The sequence below is a fragment of the Alteromonas sp. H39 genome (genome assembly GCF_047556435.1).
Taxonomy (GTDB): Bacteria; Pseudomonadota; Gammaproteobacteria; order Enterobacterales; family Alteromonadaceae; genus Alteromonas.
Genome location: NZ_CP180210.1, coordinates 1,788,784 through 1,806,139, shown reverse-complemented (window position 1 = coordinate 1,806,139; position 17,356 = coordinate 1,788,784). Strand labels below are relative to the sequence as shown.

The window sequence follows — 17,356 nt, the reverse complement described above, 5'->3', positions numbered from 1 at the left end:
CGCGATATTTATTCTGCAGGTCACATAACGATGCAAAATTAAGCACTTTCTCCGCTGGCTCAGATGATACTGCCAGCCTGCTATCGACGCTTAACCCACAAGTTCCAGTTATGAAAACGCTGCCAGAAACGAAACCTGCTTTTTTATTCTCCCTAAATAGTGCCACACTGATAGTGAGTAACAAGTGATTAATTGCTTTGCGACACACATGGTCTATCTGCAGACTATACCCCACGCTCTGGTATGACAGTACAGTCGACATGATGGGGTGGCACCAACTATGCTGCTAACTCTGCGAGATCGAAGAAACCCGGCTCGCATTGCCAGTTAGTAATGAACATTATCGCAATGGCACAGTAATTTCATAGTTTACACCAAAAACCTGACCATACAGTCTACTTTTACTTAAGGATTCCAGATATAGTAATGGACAGATTTCATTTACAGCGTTGCGAGACAATATCATGATCCGCTTTCTACTCAACCGGGAACCCGTACAGTTAAGCCCGGCATCGGCCGACATGACCGTACTGCAGTTTCTGCGAGAGCACCGTCACCTGACCGGAACCAAAGAAGGTTGTGCGGCGGGTGACTGTGGTGCATGCACGGTAGTGGTTGCACAGCCCGATGCCGATCAACAAGCGCTGACCTATCATACGATAAACAGCTGCATCGCTCTGATGTCTGCGGTTCACAACAAACAACTCATCACCGTTGAACATCTTTCTTCAGGATCGCTACACCCTGTTCAGCAGGCCATGGTAGACAACCACGGTTCTCAGTGCGGTTTCTGCACTCCTGGGTTTATCATGTCCATGTTTGCTCTGTATCATCAGAACAGTCAGCCAGATCGTGAGGCAATTAACGAGGCGTTATCCGGTAACTTGTGTCGCTGTACCGGATATCGCCCCATCATTGACGCAGCCAGTGCGGTTTGCAGCCAGACACCAGCGGATGTCTTCAGCGAGCAGGAAGCGGATGTGCTAGCAGCGTTACTTGCCATGCGCAACGATGATAAAAGCAGCGATGACTGTCCCCTGGTTATGCCAGAAGACAGAAACGCCCTTGCCAAAGCTATTGCCACGTATCCCGAGGCCCCTCTGATTGCCGGAGGGACCGATCTGGCGCTGGAAATTACGCAACGCTATAAGGCAATGCCCGTAATCATCAGCCTGAGCCGGGTGAAAGAACTCACACAATGCACTAATGATGGGCAAACGCTGCATATCGGTGCGGCGCTCAGCCTCTCTGAGACGAAAAATGCGTTGCTTGGTGCCTTTCCGGCCCTGACTGAGCTGTTTACCCGGTTTGCTTCGGTGCCTATTCGTAACCAGGCCACCCTGGGTGGAAATGTGGCGAACGCCTCTCCCATCGGAGATATGCCTCCGGTGTTGCTGACGCTGGACGCTACCATTCACGTGGATGACGGTAAGTGCACCCGTGATATCGCTGCAAGGGACTTTTTTACCGGCTACAGACAGACTCAGCTTAAGCGCGGCGAATGGATTTCTCATATTGCTATCCCGCTGTTACGCGAGTCGCAGCGCATGGCATCTTACAAAATTTCCAAGCGTCATGAAGACGACATTTCCGCCGTCTGTGCCGTGTGGGTAGCCGACATTGTGGAAGGTCGTATCGCGTCACTGCGCTGCGGATTTGGGGGGGTAGCCGCAACCCCTGTATACAGCAGCACACTTGAGGACGTAATGCGGGGGCAGAAATGGCAAAGTGCTGAGGCCCTTACATTAGGAAAGCAGTTGCTTGAAAAAGCGTTTACACCAATTGATGACGTCCGGGCCTCTGCGGACTATCGCAATACAGTGCTGGCGAATTTGTGGCATCGGTTCTGGCTCGAACACCAGTCTGGCGATACCAAGATAGCGACACGGGTGGTGACTCATGCGTAAGCTTACCGACAGAATCAAACAGGATAATCGCAACGGCGCAGTTCACTCACCCGCCCCGCATGAAAGCGCAGTCAGGCAGGTAAGTGGCACCGCCCGCTATGTGGACGACATACCTGAACCACGCGGCACCCGTTATGTCGCTATTGGTACCAGTGAATGCGCTGCTGGCATCATTCAAAGCATGGATTTGAGTGAGGTCCACAGCGCACCGGGCGTCATTGATGTGATTACCGTCACTGACGTACCGGGCAAGCTGGATATCGGCCCGGTTTTCGCTGGCGATCCCGTACTTGCTGACGAAGAAATCAAATTTTTTGGCCAGCCCGTGTTCGCTGTCCTTGCCGAAAGCGTCACTCAGGCACGACGCGCAGCATTGAAAGCAAAAATAACAGTGACGGAAACCACTCCCCATCTAAGCGTGGCGAGTGCGTTATCCGCTGAGTCATTTGTTCGCCCGACGCACACCATGGCGCAGTCACCACTGGGCGACGTACCCGCCCCCGCGCATACGCTGTCAGGTGCGCTGAATATTGGTGGACAGGAGCATATGTACCTGGAAGGTCAGGTGTCCCTCGCCCTGCCCGACGAAGAAGATCGTATGCTGATATACACCTCCAGCCAGCATCCCAGTGAAGTACAAAAACTGGTGGCTGAGGTTCTTGGCACAACACTGAATAAAGTCACTGTCGATATGCGCCGAATGGGCGGCGGTTTTGGCGGAAAAGAAACTCAGGCGGCCCAGTGGGCCTGTATTGCCGCCATCTTTGCGGCGCGAAACGGCTGTCCGGTAAAATGCCGGTTGCCCCGCCAGCAGGATATGCACGTAACTGGCAAGCGACACCCTTTCGAAAACCGCTATGAAGTCAGCACCGATGAAAAAGGCCGTATCCTGACCGCGTTCGTCGAGGTCAATGGCAACTGTGGCCATTCGCCGGATTTATCTGAGGCCATCGTCGACAGAGCCATGTTTCATGCCGATAACGCCTATTTTCTTGGCAACAGCCAAATCGTCGGTCACCGCCTGAAAACCAATTTTGTCTCGCACACCGCGTACCGCGGCTTTGGCGGCCCTCAGGGTATGATCATGGCTGAAGCCATGATGGATGCAATCGCTCGCAAGACGGGGCAGGATCCGCTTACAGTCAGAAAGCACAACCTTTACTCGCCCACCAATGGCACCACTACTCCCTATGGTATGGAGGTGGGAAATAACTTTCTGCTGGATATGATCCCGCAACTTGAGGATCACTGTGACTATTGGTCGCGACGCGAGGCTATCGCGGCGTTTAATCAGCGCAGCCCGGTTATCAAAAAAGGGCTGGCAATGACGCCAGTGAAATTCGGCATATCTTTTACCGCCAAACACCTCAATCAGGCTGGCGCATTGGTGCACATTTATACCGATGGCACTATTCAGGTGAACCACGGCGGCACGGAAATGGGTCAGGGTCTGCATACGAAAGTAGCGCAAATTGTGGCTAACGAATTTGGCGTAGGTCTGAGAAGTATTGAGGTAACGTCCACCCGAACAGACAAAGTCCCTAATACCTCGCCGACTGCAGCATCCAGCGGCACAGATTTGAATGGAAAAGCGGCCCAAAATGCGGCTCAGGAAATTCGTCGGCGTCTGGCAGAATTTTATGCCTCGGATGTTGGCGGCGATCCAAAAACTGTCGTTTTTGCCGACGGCAAAGCCATTCAGGGTGAGCACAGCATCGACTTTGTGGCGCTGGTTCAGGCTGCCTATATGAACCGGGTGTCATTGTCGGCATCCGGCTTCTATAAAACGCCGAAAATATTTTATGACCGTGAGACAGGCACCGGCAGGCCGTTTTTCTACTTTGCTTACGGGGTTGCAGCCAGTGAAGTGTCGATTGATACCCTCACCGGAGAATATACGGTTGATCGGGTGGATATCCTGCACGATGTTGGTAACAGTCTGAACCCGGCTATTGATATTGGTCAGATAGAAGGCGGCTTTATTCAGGGCATGGGATGGCTGACAACAGAAGATTTGCGCTGGAACGATAACGGGAAGCTGATAAGTGAGAATATGGCGACCTATAAAATTCCGGCTATTGGTGACACGCCGGACATCTTCAACGTCTCTTTATTCCAGCGTCCCAACGATGAAGATGCCATTTACCATTCCAAAGCCGTTGGAGAACCACCATTTATGCTGGCCATCTCCGTCTGGTGCGCGCTGAAAGATGCCATTTCCAGTCTCAGTGGCTATACCGTAGATCCGGCGCTGGATACCCCGGCAACCCCAGAGCGGGTGTTAAATGCTGTTATGGCCATGCGTCAGGAGGGACTATGAAGCCTCAACATTGGTTTGATGCCGTCAGTGCCTGTCAGCAACGGGGAGAGCGCTATGCATTAGTCACCGTACTCTCTGTAGCAGGTTCAGCGCCACGCGACGCTGGCACCAAAATGGTCATCACCGGAGCGGAAACTTTTGACACCATTGGTGGCGGTCACCTTGAATATGCGGTAACTAAAGCTGCCCGCGAGTATCTGGCAAGCGGCAGCACACTTACCACCATCACAGATTATCCGCTATCAGGTAAGCTGGGCCAGTGTTGCGGTGGTGCGGTAAAGATCCTTTACGAAGTATTTTGTAATCATGTACAGCACCTTGCCGTGTTTGGTGCAGGTCACGTCGCTCAGTCGCTGGTTCCTATACTTGCACAGTTGCCTTTACAAATTCACTGGATTGACAGCCGGCCCGAATTACTTGAGGGTACAGAGGTGCCCGCCAATGTCCGGCATGTTGTGGATGACGAGCCAGAGTATGTCTGCAGCACCCTGCCTGAAAATACCTGGCTGCTGATTCTGACGCACAATCATCAGCTTGATTTCGCCATTGTAGAAAAAGCGCTACAGGCAAGACATTTTCCGTTTGTCGGAATGATAGGCTCAGACACCAAAGCACGCCGTTTCAACACACGTCTTGCCCGTAAAGGTTACAGCGAGGAACAACGCGCCTGCCTCGTCAGCCCAGTTGGCGATACCCGTATTACTGGTAAGCGCCCGGTGGAGGTGGCTATTTCTATCAGCGCACAAATTGTTCAGCGCCTTCATGCACCAGAAACAACGCCTGTAGCACCCATTAGCAAAGAGCTTCAAAACGTATGACAGTAACAGAATTAAACAATGCGACAGCTAGCGAGGCCTATAAATTTTTTGAACAAGCCTGCGCCGCGTCGGCCTGGGTAACGCAGATGGTTGAGAGCCGCCCGTTCGCCAGTGAAGCCGCCGTATCGGAATCGGCCATTTCGCACTGGAGCCGGATGAACGAGAAAGATTTTCTTGAAGCCTTCGACGCCCACCCAATGATTGGCGATGTCTCGACACTCCGTAAAAAGTTTGCCAATACACAGACCATGGCCAGCGCCGAGCAAGCCGGCACCGCACAGGCCTGCGACGATACTTTGAAATCGCTGCATGCGCTCAATCATGCCTATCTCGAACGCCATGGTTTTATTTTCATTATTTGCGCCAGTGGCCTGAGCGCAGAGGAAATGCTGAGTGCTTTGCAAGCACGCATTGATAACAATCGAGAAGAAGAAATCCGCATCGCTGCAGAGCAACAGCTGGCAATTACGTTGCTGCGGCTTAAACGCGCTTTACTTGATAAGGATCCAGAATGAATACGCTCTCCAGCCATGTGCTTGATACGACGCTGGGACGTCCCGCAAGTGGACTCCCGCTTACGCTAACACTGCCAAACGGTGACACCTTCACCGGCACTACCGATGAGGACGGCCGTTTCAACAGTTGGGGGCAATCGTCGTTCCCTGCCGGGCAATATCTGTTGCGTTTTCATTGCGCCGCCTATCTGCAAGAAAAACACGGCAACACGTTTTATCCGCATATTGATATTCATTTTATGCTCGAACAGGATGGCGGTCACTATCATGTGCCGCTGCTGATCTCGCCGTTTGGCTTTAGCAGTTACCGGGGTAGTTAGTGCAGAAGCAGTTATTCAGGGCCAGCGTTGCCCACTTCCCTGAGGCCACAAACTCGCCACAAACCGACATTGTCGTCTTCCATGATGGTGCATTGGTCGTTGAGGGAGAAAAAATCATCGCGATTGGCGACTACCATCAACTGATTACCGAGCACAGCGAAGCTTCGGTGCAGGATCACAAGGGCAAGTGGCTGCTACCCGGACTTGTCGACAGCCATTTGCATTACCCGCAAACAGAAGTCATGGGACGTTTTGGCGAGCAGTTATTGAACTGGCTGGAAAATTACACGTTTCCCGCGGAAGAGAAGTTCAGCCATCCGCCGTATGCGCAAAGTATGGCAAAGCTGTTTTTAGGAGAGTGTCTGAAAAACGGCACGACAACCGGGCTGGTTTTCTCAACAGTGCATAAAGATGCCACCGATACGCTTTTCCGCACGGCCAGCGCAATCAATATGGCGCTGGTTGCGGGCAAAGTGTGTATGGACCGCAATTGTCCGCCAGCCTTACAAGATACCGCCGAGTCGGCCCGGCAAGACAGTGTCGAGTTGATCTCTCGCTGGCATAACAATGGTCGTAACCGCTACGCTCTCACCCCGCGTTTTGCACCCACCAGTACCGAGGCGCAAATGGCAGCCCTCGCCGAAGTGGCAAGCGACCACCCAGACGTGTTTATTCAGACTCACCTGTCTGAAAACCTGGATGAAATTGACTGGGTGTTGTCCTTATATCCGGACTGTAAGGGCTATCTGGATGTGTATGAAAAGTACAATATGGTGCGCCCGCGGGCCGTTTTCGGTCACTGCATACACATGCGTGATGACGAATGGTCACGCATGGCAGAAACCGGTGCTACCGTGGCATTTTGCCCGAGCTCAAATTTGTTTCTGGGCAGTGGCCTGTTCGATTTGGACGCCGCTCGTCATCATGGAGTCAAAGTCGCTTTGGCCACAGATGTCGGTGCAGGCACCAGCTTTAACATGCTGAAAACCTATGGCGAAGCCTACAAAGTGTGCCAGTTAAAACACTCCCCCTTCCCTCCTCTGGATGGCCTGTACATGATGACACAGGGCGCAGCTGTCGCACACCAGCTTGAGGAAGATATTGGTAATCTGAATCCAGGCAGTTATGCCGATTTTGTGTTACTGGAACCGCGCTTCAGCGATCTTACCGCGCTACGCCTTCAGAACACTGAAAGTTTGCAGGATGTGCTGTTTGCAATGAGTATTCTGGGTGATGAACGCGCTGTTGAACAAACGTGGATTGCGGGACGTTGCCGCTATCATAAAGACAAAGGAGTACTGTTCTGATGTGGACGGACTGGTTATCGCTGTTTATACGCTGGTTTCATGTAATTGCCGGGGTCGCCTGGATCGGCGCTTCATTTTACTTTATCTGGCTGGATAACAATTTGCGTACCCCGCCTGACTGGAAAAAAGATAAAGGTATCAAAGGTGACTTATGGGCTGTCCACGGTGGTGGCTTTTATGAGGTAGGCAAATACACCTACGGACCCGAAACCATTCCAGAGCCCCTTCACTGGTTTAAATGGGAAGCCTACACCACCTGGTTAAGCGGTTTTGCCTTATTAGTCCTGGTATATTATTTTGGCGCATCGGCTTACCTGATTGATCCATCAGTTGCTGCCTTATCAGAGTCCGAAGCTGTATTGCTTGGACTCGGCACGATTTTCGGCGGACTGGCGTTATATGAAATCGCCTGTAGAAGCCCTCTGGCAAAATCACCTCTCGGTTTTGCCATTGCGCTTACACTAATGATTTGTGTAGTGACCTACCTGACAACGCAGTGGTTCAGTGGCCGTGGGGCTTACATTCATGTTGGCGCGCTTATCGGTACTATTATGGCTGGCAATGTATTCTTAAATATTATTCCGGCGCAAAAGAAAATGGTGGCTGCCGTTGCCCGCAAAGGTGAAATTGACCCGGCCTGGGGCGCGGGCGCAAAATTGCGCTCGGTGCACAATAATTACTTCACCCTGCCGCTGCTGTTTATCATGATCTCTAATCATTATCCGATGACGTACCAGCATGAAATGAACTGGCTTGTGCTGATTCTGATCATGGCTATTTCTGCCTGGATCCGCCACTTTTTCAATTTAAAGCACACCGGCACGGTAAAACCATCAATACTGATAAGTGGCGCAGCAGCGATGTTTGCACTTGCCGTATGGGTGTCATGGCCACAGGCTGCCCCGGAACCAGAAGCGACCTCTTCTTCCGTCGCGCAATCGGATAGCGGAGCACCTGCAAAGCAAGCTACGGTAGAGATGTTAACTCAACCGCAGGTTATGCAACTCATCACCACGCATTGTCAGGGATGCCACTCGCGTACTCCAACTGACGATGTTTTCAAAGTAGCGCCGGTAGGAGTGGTACTGGATACCTGGGAAGATATTGAGCGTCAGGCACCACAAATCGTGCGTCGCACTGCCATTACCAAAGACATGCCGTTTATGAATAAGACCAAAATGACAGACGAAGAACGTATGGCGTTATATGATTGGTATCAGAGCTGGTCTGCGAAAAAAGAATAAGCGTGGCGGTTTTCCAGCGGTTACTGCGGTTGGCGCGGGAAAACAGAAGCGGGGTTTTACCCCTGCTTTTGCTCGTTTTGATTGTGCTGATGGTGACGGCGCTTTTCTTCATACATTTGATTATCAGCTTCATCTATCCACTGCTGTGCGGTACGCAGCGCATCATGCCAGACTACGATGCCAACACTAAAGGTAAGCAAGATGCTTTGATCAGGCGTCAATGCACACTTTATGGGCTTTCGTAGCAGCCGCTCATGGAATCGCTGCGCTTCTTGCTCGTTAGTATCTGACAACAGCACAATAAATTCATCACCACCATAACGACCAATTTTATCAGACGCCCGAAGCATACTTTTCACACACTGGGAGAATTGCAGCAGCGCGGCATCACCGGCCTGATGGCCATGTTTGTCGTTAATGTTTTTGAAATCATCGAGATCGATAAACAGTAACACCGATTGTGCCGACTTGCGCTGCAGACGTTTAATTTCGCTGTCTATCTGGTTAATGATTTCGCGCCGGTTATACAATTCGGTCAGCCCGTCTATTCTCGACAACGTTTCGAGCCGGCGGTTTGCCTCAAGCAACGCCTGATACAGTTGTTTATCGCGGCTGATGTCTTCCGCCATACCAACCAGATAAAGGGCATTGCCGTGATCGTCATCCAGCGTATTCCCGCGGTCGCGGATAAATCGTACTTCCCCATCACCTCTTACAATTCGGTATTCGATATCCCAGTCACGTAGTGTCTCGTCGGCGTAATGCCGGGAAACGCGAAGCCTGTCTTCCGGGTGTACATAAAATGTAAAACTCTTCGGCTTAGTAAGTAACTCAGACTGCGGCCTTCCCCAAATATGTCGATAGCCCTCATTAACATAATGCATGCGCTCCAGATTTGGAGATGCCACCCAGATTACAGTGTGATCCGATAAGGATGACACTATCTGGCGAAATAACTTCTCAGTCTCGTACAACTGCATCACTTTTCGTTTGCGGGCGTCAATATCCTCAATTACGGAAATAAAAAAGTCGGGCTTACCTTCTTTGTCACGAACCAGAGAAACTGTCAGCTTAGCCCAGATAAGCGTACCACTTTTGTGTATGTACTGTTTTTCCATGGTGTAGCTCTCACACTCACCAGTAATCAGTCGGGTGACATTAAGAATATCTTCACTCAGATGGCTGGAGTGGGTCAGATCCTGAAAGGTCATATTTTCAAGTTCTTGCTGACTGTAGCCAATAAACTGGCAAAAACATTCGTTTACCCGAAGAAACCTGCCAGTAGGTCTGACATGAGCAAGACCTACCGCACACTGCTCAAAAGTCTCTACAAATGGGTTGGTCGCTAACGCAAATGCGTCTGGTGACATAATCAATTCATCTCCTTTGAATGTAAATGTCATACATATAGAACAAGTGTAGACGTTCAGCGACGATATTTCGTCGTTCATATCAAAGGGAATGGTATTGCGTAAGATGGTGCGTCTACCCTGACTCGAACAGGGGACCTCTACCATGTCAAGGTAGCGCTCTAACCAACTGAGCTATAGACGCATTAGGAAATGCTGTGTCCTGAAGACGGCGCGTATAATAGCCGCGCAGATTATAAGGTGCAAGAAGATTTTATCTTCCCTGTGTTTTTTGCTCACTTCCTGTTCAGATGCCGAGAAATAGTCGTATTTTTGTGCAAAAAAGCGCATAGTAACTGAAGAGTCGCAAGCAACAAGAAGTCGCCACAGCCATTGTTGTACCAGAAGATAGATTCAGACGCCAATAATACAACCAGTTCAATGAATGAGATACCGCTTAAATCAGGACTCCTTCCTCCTGTTGTAAGCGCAGTAGTTCTTATTGTCCTACTCTCTCTGTTTTGTCTGCTGGCTTTAGAACAAGTACGCGACCACACTGAGACGGAAGTAGAGCGAAGTCTTAACGCCGTTCTTGATACGACAATTCGTGAGTTTCGTTCCTGGAAAGAACAGCAACACAATCTTCATACACAGCTGGCCAGCGATGATGACTTCATCACGGCTGTCAGTGCGCTTACGAACAACAGCGCCAAGGCATCTGAGGCTCTTCAGAAAAGTCGAATTATTCAGGTTCTGGCTGATAGCCGAACGCCTCGCACCAGCTACGCCGCAGTCAGTGTAATCGCACCTGACGGAGCCCTGCTGTATTCATCTGCGCCATTACCGTCAGAAGAGATAACACCGCAGCTGGCATCGGTAGCAAAGCGCTATTCACAGCATTCCGGTAACATCGTCGTTAACGACACTGCAGGCAGGCGCCCCCCGCAATTGTATTTTATGGAGCCGGTATTTAACCGCCAGTCGGAACTCATTGCGTTTTTGGTGATACGGTATGAGGATCCCTTTGTCAGTTTTGCTGAGTCCGGCCAGTTCGGGCACACCGGCACCAGTTTTTTTATCAACGCCGGGGGGTACCAGCTTTCTGAGAGTCGTTTTGCACAACAACAGCCTCAAATAGCTTCTCCTTATTCCCGGCTGACAGTGATCTCTGAGGAGAAGGCAGACGACACACTAACGTTTGCCGCCACTTCAGCGATTAATAATAACGGCAGTGGTAGCACCACCCCTTACATCGGCCATCGTGGGGAGCCCGTCGTTGGTGCCTGGCGCTCAATTGATGGCATCAACATTTTTGTCATCAGCGAGATGGATGCGGTTGAGGCGTTGGCACCGTTTTATAGTTCCCGGCTTTACCTGATTATGCTCACCGTGGTGTCTTTACTGCTGTCACTGGCATTGGGTCTGTATGTGTGGATATTGACACAGCGCCATACAAAAGCTCTCAGGCAAGCGGCCCGGCAACTGGAAGAAAATGTCGCGCTGCGTACCGACGAATTGCAACAGGCGAATAAGGAATATAACGACCAACGGGTATTGTTAAGAAGCATACTAAATACCATCCCCGATCCGATATTCTGTAAAAAGCAGGATGGAACGTATATCGCGGTGAACGACGCTTTTGCGGTATTGCACGATACGGACGCCGACGCGATTGAGGGCCGAAAAGAAGCTGATTTCTATCCCGCATCAGAAATTGAAGCTTTTGCCCGTGACGATGAGGCATTGCTCAAATCCAACGAAAAAAAACGCGTTGAGCGCTGGTTAAAGAACTTCTCAGGCAAGGAGCGCTTTTATGAGACGCTGAAGGTACCTGTCCGGTTTCCTGAGGTAGATGAGACCGCCATTCTTGGAATTTCGCGTGACATTACCGATCTCAAAGCACATCAAACACAACTGGCCGATGCCAAAGAGCAGGCTGAGATAGCCTCAGAAAGCGCGCGCTTAAAAGAGCAGCGGTTTCGCACCCTGGTGGGCAATATTCCCGGCGTGGTTTACCGCACCCGGCTTGCCGAGCACTGGCATATGGAGTTTGTCTCCGAACACATCGAAAGGCTGACCGGATATCCGCCGCAGGATTTTATGCCCCCTACTCAGCGCGACGTGTTCTCACTGGTACACCCAAAAGACAAAAAGCGTGTTCGTCAGGCAATTAATAAGACCATAGAAGGCCAGCCTTTCTTTTCCGTGCAGTACCGTATTCTGGATAAGGACAATAACCTGCACTGGGTTGAGGAAAGCGGTCAACTGCTAAAAGAGGATGCCGACAACTATATTGATGGCGTGATCCTGGATATCACCGATAACAAAAATCTCGAGCTGGAACTGGAAAAAGCGTCTCGTCTCGCCAAACAGGCCAACACAGCCAAAAGTGAATTTTTAGCCAGAATGTCTCACGAAATCCGCACTCCGATGAATGGCGTTATAGGTATGTTGTCATTGCTTACTGACACCTCGCTGGATGAATTGCAGCGGCATCGTATTGATGTGGCAAGACAAAGTGCCGATGCCCTGCTTGGAGTGATCAACGACATTCTGGATTTCTCTAAAGTTGAAGCTGGCAAGCTGGTGATTGAATACATCGACTTTAATCTGCGCCAGCAGATTGAGGATGTCGCTCAGGCACTGGCCATTAAAGCTGACGAAAAAGAGATAGACCTGGTGGTCGATGTGACCGACATTAAATCGTCAATGGTCAAGGGCGATCCTGGCCGGTTGCGACAGATTCTGATGAATCTTATCAGCAATGCGATTAAATTTACTCATCAGGGGCAGGTCACTGTCGAGGCCAGCCTTAAGCAGGAGAGCTCAGGCCTACGTCTGGACTGTAAGGTAACGGATACAGGCGTCGGCATCGATAGTAATAAGCTCGCCACATTATTCGACCCGTTTTCTCAAATTGATGCCTCAATTACCCGTCAGTACGGCGGCACCGGACTGGGTTTATCTATTTCAAAAAAACTGTGTGAACTGATGGGTGGCGATATCGATGTCAGTAGTACACCAGGTCTCGGCAGCTGCTTTGCATTTAGTATTGCGCTGCGGGAGAGCCATAAAGCACAGCAGGTGTTGCCGGCTATCAGTATTGAGAACTGGCGAATTTGCGTTATTGATGATAATGCCACTAATCGTGAGGTATTACAGGCGCATCTTACTCAGTGGGGTGCGAAGGTACAGAGTTTTGCGTCTCCTCTGCAGGCTATGGAAACACTGAAAAGTCAGTCCCCTGCCCCTGACCTGCTAATAACTGATATGCACATGCCTGATTTAAACGGTGTAGAGTTTGCCGTTGCGCTAAGGGAAACCAGCGGTAACCAGGCGCTCAAAGTGCTGGTGCTCACGTCAGTATCTCAAAGCGTGAACACTAAAGCCTTCAGACAGGCAGGTATCAGCGGTTGCCTGATGAAGCCTGTAAAAACACAGGATCTGTTTGACGCGCTGGCGTTAATTGATGTTCATCACCAGCACGCCTCTGCGCCGGCATTCGTTAACGAAAATACCCTGATGAGTATGTCACGTCGAACAGAGCGTCAGCACAGATGGCCAGATTACTACCGTATCGTGGTGGTCGAAGATAACCCGGTGAATGCTATGGTTGCTGTCGGCATGCTTGAAAAGCTGGGGTTGCAGGCTGAAACCACGGAAAATGGTCTGGCATTGCTCACACTGCTCAACAGTGCACCTGCTCATGAACCTGTTACTTTGGTGATGATGGATGTACAAATGCCGGTAATGGATGGCTTTGAGACAACGCGTCGGATCCGCGAGGGTGCCGCAGGGGATCATTACCGGAAAGTGCCAATAATTGCCATCACCGCAAACGCATTAAAAGGAGATAGAGAGCGCTGCCTTGCGGCAGGAATGCAAAATTACATCGCGAAGCCAATTCGCGAACAGGAGATGCTGGACGCACTATCCCATGGTTTTACGCTGGTTCCTGAAACGCTGCTGGCAGGCGTCAGTGGCCACACACGTTCACCGGACGGCCACAAAGCTGTATCCCTGAACCTGCCTCCATCCCTGCGATCAATTGACTGGGAGCAGTCTCCCCCGGCACTGGCTGACCAGTCGCAGCTTTATCTACGCAGCCTGGCGGTCTTTGTTAAAACCTATGAAAAGAGCCGCATTCAGCATTCGCAGCAGTTTCGAAAATCGCCGGATAGCTGTGACTTTGCCGACTTTATCCACGCACTTAAAGGCAGCAGTGGCAATATGGGATTTACCCATCTTTATCTCTATTTGAAAAACGAAGCCGCAGAGCCGGACGAGCACGTCGTCGATGAGGTATTTCGTCTGCTGGATGAGGCTATCGAGGATGCTGTTGCTATCATAAACGAAAATCAAACTGAGCCAGACGGTAGTAACAAGCAAAGCAGAAATATCGACACTGTGATTGCAGAGGTAATTCCCGTGCTTGAACAAAGTGAGTGGCTTTCTGAAGAGCTATTGAACGACTTGCGCCTACTCTGTGACCAAAAAGATGGGAAATCACTGAGCACTGTTGTAGATTGTATCGAATCTTTTGATTACGAACGCGCACTGGACATACTACGAAGGCAGTAACCATGGACGATAACATTCAGGCAACCATACTGGCAGTAGACGACGACCCCAGCAATTTAAATGTTATTGCTGCTTATCTGAAGTCATTGCCTGTCAAGTTACTGGTGGCAAACAACGGTGAAAAGGCGCTGTCGGTTACTCAGTCTACTCTGCCAGATGTGATCCTGATGGATATTCGCATGCCAGGTTTATCTGGCATAGAGGTATGCAGACAACTCAAATCGTCGCCCAACACAGCAGACATCCCCGTCATTTTTCTTACCGCCAGCGACAGCGATGTATCCGAATCTTTTGCAGCTGGCGGCGTAGACTATATCGTAAAGCCCGTGAAGAGCGAGGAATTAACTGCCCGTGTTAACACGCATTTGAAAATGCGTAAGCTGATGAAGTCGTTGGCACAGGCTAACAGTTTACTGGAAGGGGTGAACGAGTCGCTTGAGGCGAAAGTACAGGAGAGAACCCGTGAGCTGGTTACACTCAACCGGAATCTGCGCCGGGAAGTTGATGAACGCCGGCGGCTTCAGGATAAAATTACATACCTCTCTGAACATGATTTTATTACCCGGATGCTTAACCGCAACGCCATGGAGACAGAGCTTGACGTTGCGCTTGATTCTTTAGGTGAACGCAAAGGTACACGCGATTATCTGCTTTTTATCGATCTTGATCAGTTCAAAGTTATTAACGATACCTGCGGTCACGTAGCCGGCGATGAGTTGCTTCGTCAGATAGCAGATACGCTGCGAGCCGTTACTGATAGATCGGATATTTGTGCCCGCATGGGCGGTGACGAATTTGCGATCCTGTTTTCCTGTGAAGATATGGGGCTGGCAATCGCCAAAACGCGAGCAGTCAAAACGGCGCTGGAGCAACAGGAATTTACCTGGCAGGAAGAACAGTTCCAGCATTCTGTGAGCGTGGCGCTGGTTGAAATTGACACCAGTATCGACTCAGTGTCTCACCTCTTAAGTATTGCGGAACGAACCTGCTACTACTCGAAAATTAAAGGTGGCGGAGAGATATCGGTGTTTAATGCCTCCCGCGAGCTTATTGAAAAATCGCAGAAGCAGGCCAGACAGGTTCCCATAATCCGTCAGGCTATTGCTGAAAACCGCCTGGAATTGCATGCTCAGCGGATAATTTCACTTCACGATGCCAGCGAACAAAAGGCAGAAATTTTAGTTCGCATGAAAAACGAAGATGGTTCACTGAAACTTCCGGGCCAGTTTATTCCGGTAGCCGAGCGCTTTCATCTTATTGACAGTATTGATCGCTGGGTACTGAGCCATTTATGTCAATGGCTGGAGGAAAACCCTTCCGATGTATCGTTTTCTGTGAACCTGTCCGGCGACTTTATTGCTAAAGACAGCGCCTGTGACTTTATTACCAATCTGCTCAATCAATATCGCATTCCGAAAGGGCAATTATGCTTTGAAATTACAGAGACCTCAGCAATTGCAAATATCGACACCACGGTTCGCTTCGTCAACACTTTGCGCCAGACGGGTTGCGAATTCGCGCTTGATGACTTTGGCACCGGCACCTCGTCATACGAGTACCTCAAAAAGCTCGCTGTAGACTACGTGAAAATTGATGGCATGTTTGTCAGAGACATTGATAAAGATCCGATTAACCGCAAAATGGTTGAGTCGATTGCTGCTATCGCCTGCGCCAAAGGCATCAAAGTGGTTGCTGAGTGTGTAGAAAACGAAGCAGCAAAAGCCATTCTTTCAGATATCGGCGTTGACTATATTCAAGGGTTCTGCGAACACCTTCCGGAACCTCTGCCTGGGCTATACAGTCAGTTTACGACGCGACAGGAACATGCATAGTGTCAAAAGGCAGCGGCTTGATTACATCCATGACTTTTCCGGTTCGCACCAGCCTGAAAAAGTACTCTCCGAGTGCATCGGACTCCTGAAGTACCGTTTGCCAGTAGGCAATCCGACTGTTGTCATCAAGCACCTCAAAGTCTCTGCGATCAGGGATTTTGCCATACGGTAGCCTTGACACAAAGTCGGCTGACGGTACCAGCATCACCGTGTTGTGATAACTGCTGGCGTGCGGAATACGACGCTTCAGGCCTTTATCAAACCAGCCCGGAATCGGTTTGGGATAAAAATGCGGATACATTACCAAACCGTTTGTTGGCCCAAAACTGACATCAAAATGATAGTCGATGATGCCGCCGTCCCGATACATCCCGCGAGGGGCATGCATTACCCGCGTTACGCCTTCAAGCACCATCGGGATAGACCCTGAACCCAGCAGCGCTGACTCAAGGTTACCAATATCCAGTTCAATATATTCTGTTCGCAACTGGTAGGGATCTTTCACCTTAAAGTTACAAAAAGGCGCACGAAACACCGAGCGGGTATAAAGGTGTGACAACCGCTTTCTAGACATCGCGTTAGCTGCGGCACTCATTGCCAGACCACTTAGCTGCGTCAGGCGATTTTCGCTTTGCATCGGACCGTGACAGCGTGCCACGATAAAATGTGCCTTAAACAGCGGGTTGGTCACGATATCAACGCCCCCGGAAGGCCCAAGTAAGTCCTTGATAAGCGCCTTGGCTTTCTGCGTAATCTCAAAACGTGTTGGCTTTTTCGAATACACCATCGTGGAGTAATGTTCCGCCAGCCGGTTGATTGCAGCAAGCGGATCCTGTTGTGCCGCGCAAGCGGCGCGGAAGGCACCGGCCGAGGAACCCACTACATGCAAAGGATCACGCCGGTAGGCAAACCACTCGGGAAACAATATCCGGTCGAGTCCCGCTAAGGTAAACCACTTCGGACCACCAGAAGCACCAACAAAATAATCAAACAAGTCAGCATGAAAACCGTGTCGACTTAACTCATCCATTGCGCCGGGTCCGGCATATATTTCTAGTGGAGGGGTCAATCTCTCATACCCATGTCATTGAAATCTTTTGCTAATTTATCAGTTGCCCGAAAGAATGCAATTAGCTCTGTGAATGTCTGTCCCTAAGGACAGG

At 50.3% G+C, this 17,356-nt stretch carries 11 protein-coding genes and 1 tRNA gene; 9 read left to right on the top strand and 3 right to left on the bottom strand.

Translation table 11 applies throughout. From position 1 onward, the window contains the following. Positions 1 to 464: 464 nt before the first annotated feature. Genes xdhA through ACLBLI_RS07950 form a run of 7 tightly spaced genes read left to right on the top strand, consistent with a single transcriptional unit; the run spans position 465 to position 8,431 of the window. Entirely contained in the window at positions 465 to 1,907 is a 1,443-nt protein-coding gene (xdhA, locus tag ACLBLI_RS07980; RefSeq protein WP_414830562.1) for a xanthine dehydrogenase small subunit, read from the top strand. Continuing rightward, positions 1,900 to 4,227 carry a xanthine dehydrogenase molybdopterin binding subunit gene (gene xdhB, locus ACLBLI_RS07975; protein WP_414830561.1) on the top strand — a complete coding sequence of 776 codons (2,328 nt, stop codon included), beginning with the start codon at positions 1,900 to 1,902 and terminating at the stop codon, positions 4,225 to 4,227. The genes xdhA and xdhB overlap by 8 nt, the downstream gene beginning before the upstream one ends. Next, entirely contained in the window at positions 4,224 to 5,045 is an 822-nt protein-coding gene (gene xdhC, locus ACLBLI_RS07970; protein WP_414830560.1) for a xanthine dehydrogenase accessory protein XdhC, read from the top strand. The genes xdhB and xdhC overlap by 4 nt, the downstream gene beginning before the upstream one ends. Further along, positions 5,042 to 5,560 (top strand): 2-oxo-4-hydroxy-4-carboxy-5-ureidoimidazoline decarboxylase, encoded by a 519-nt coding sequence (gene uraD, locus ACLBLI_RS07965; protein WP_414830559.1) that lies wholly within the window; start codon positions 5,042 to 5,044, stop codon positions 5,558 to 5,560. The genes xdhC and uraD overlap by 4 nt, the downstream gene beginning before the upstream one ends. Beyond that, positions 5,557 to 5,880, top strand: a complete 324-nt coding sequence (gene uraH / locus ACLBLI_RS07960) for a hydroxyisourate hydrolase (RefSeq protein ID WP_414830558.1) — start codon at positions 5,557 to 5,559, stop codon at positions 5,878 to 5,880. Before uraD ends, uraH begins: the two co-directional genes overlap by 4 nt. Next, positions 5,880 to 7,187, top strand: a complete 1,308-nt coding sequence (guaD, locus tag ACLBLI_RS07955; protein ID WP_414830557.1) for a guanine deaminase — start codon at positions 5,880 to 5,882, stop codon at positions 7,185 to 7,187. The genes uraH and guaD overlap by 1 nt, the downstream gene beginning before the upstream one ends. Beyond that, on the top strand, positions 7,184 to 8,431 hold the full coding sequence (locus tag ACLBLI_RS07950) for a urate hydroxylase PuuD (protein WP_414830936.1): 1,248 nt from the start codon (positions 7,184 to 7,186) through the stop codon (positions 8,429 to 8,431). Before guaD ends, ACLBLI_RS07950 begins: the two co-directional genes overlap by 4 nt. 56 nt (positions 8,432 to 8,487) lie before the next feature. On the opposite strand, the gene ACLBLI_RS07945 is transcribed toward ACLBLI_RS07950, so the two are convergent. Then, entirely contained in the window at positions 8,488 to 9,801 is a 1,314-nt protein-coding gene (locus ACLBLI_RS07945; protein ID WP_414830556.1) for a diguanylate cyclase, read from the bottom strand. A gap of 107 nt (positions 9,802 to 9,908) precedes the next feature. After that, positions 9,909 to 9,985, bottom strand: a tRNA-Val gene (locus ACLBLI_RS07940). 236 nt (positions 9,986 to 10,221) lie between these two features. Between ACLBLI_RS07940 and ACLBLI_RS07935 the strand changes: the two genes are divergently transcribed. Both ACLBLI_RS07935 and ACLBLI_RS07930 read left to right on the top strand, forming a co-directional pair. Next, a complete protein-coding gene (locus ACLBLI_RS07935) occupies positions 10,222 to 14,361 on the top strand; it encodes a response regulator (RefSeq protein ID WP_414830555.1) in 4,140 nt (1,379 codons plus the stop codon). A gap of 2 nt (positions 14,362 to 14,363) precedes the next feature. Beyond that, positions 14,364 to 16,193 (top strand): EAL domain-containing protein, encoded by a 1,830-nt coding sequence (locus tag ACLBLI_RS07930; RefSeq protein ID WP_414830554.1) that lies wholly within the window; start codon positions 14,364 to 14,366, stop codon positions 16,191 to 16,193. Here ACLBLI_RS07930 and ACLBLI_RS07925 read toward each other — a convergent pair. Then, the gene (locus tag ACLBLI_RS07925; RefSeq protein ID WP_414830553.1) at positions 16,168 to 17,223 is read right to left on the bottom strand and encodes a patatin-like phospholipase family protein; all 1,056 of its coding nucleotides are present in this window, start codon (positions 17,221 to 17,223) and stop codon (positions 16,168 to 16,170) included. The two genes, ACLBLI_RS07930 and ACLBLI_RS07925, sit on opposite strands and share 26 nt — an antisense overlap. Positions 17,224 to 17,356: the final 133 nt, after the last annotated feature.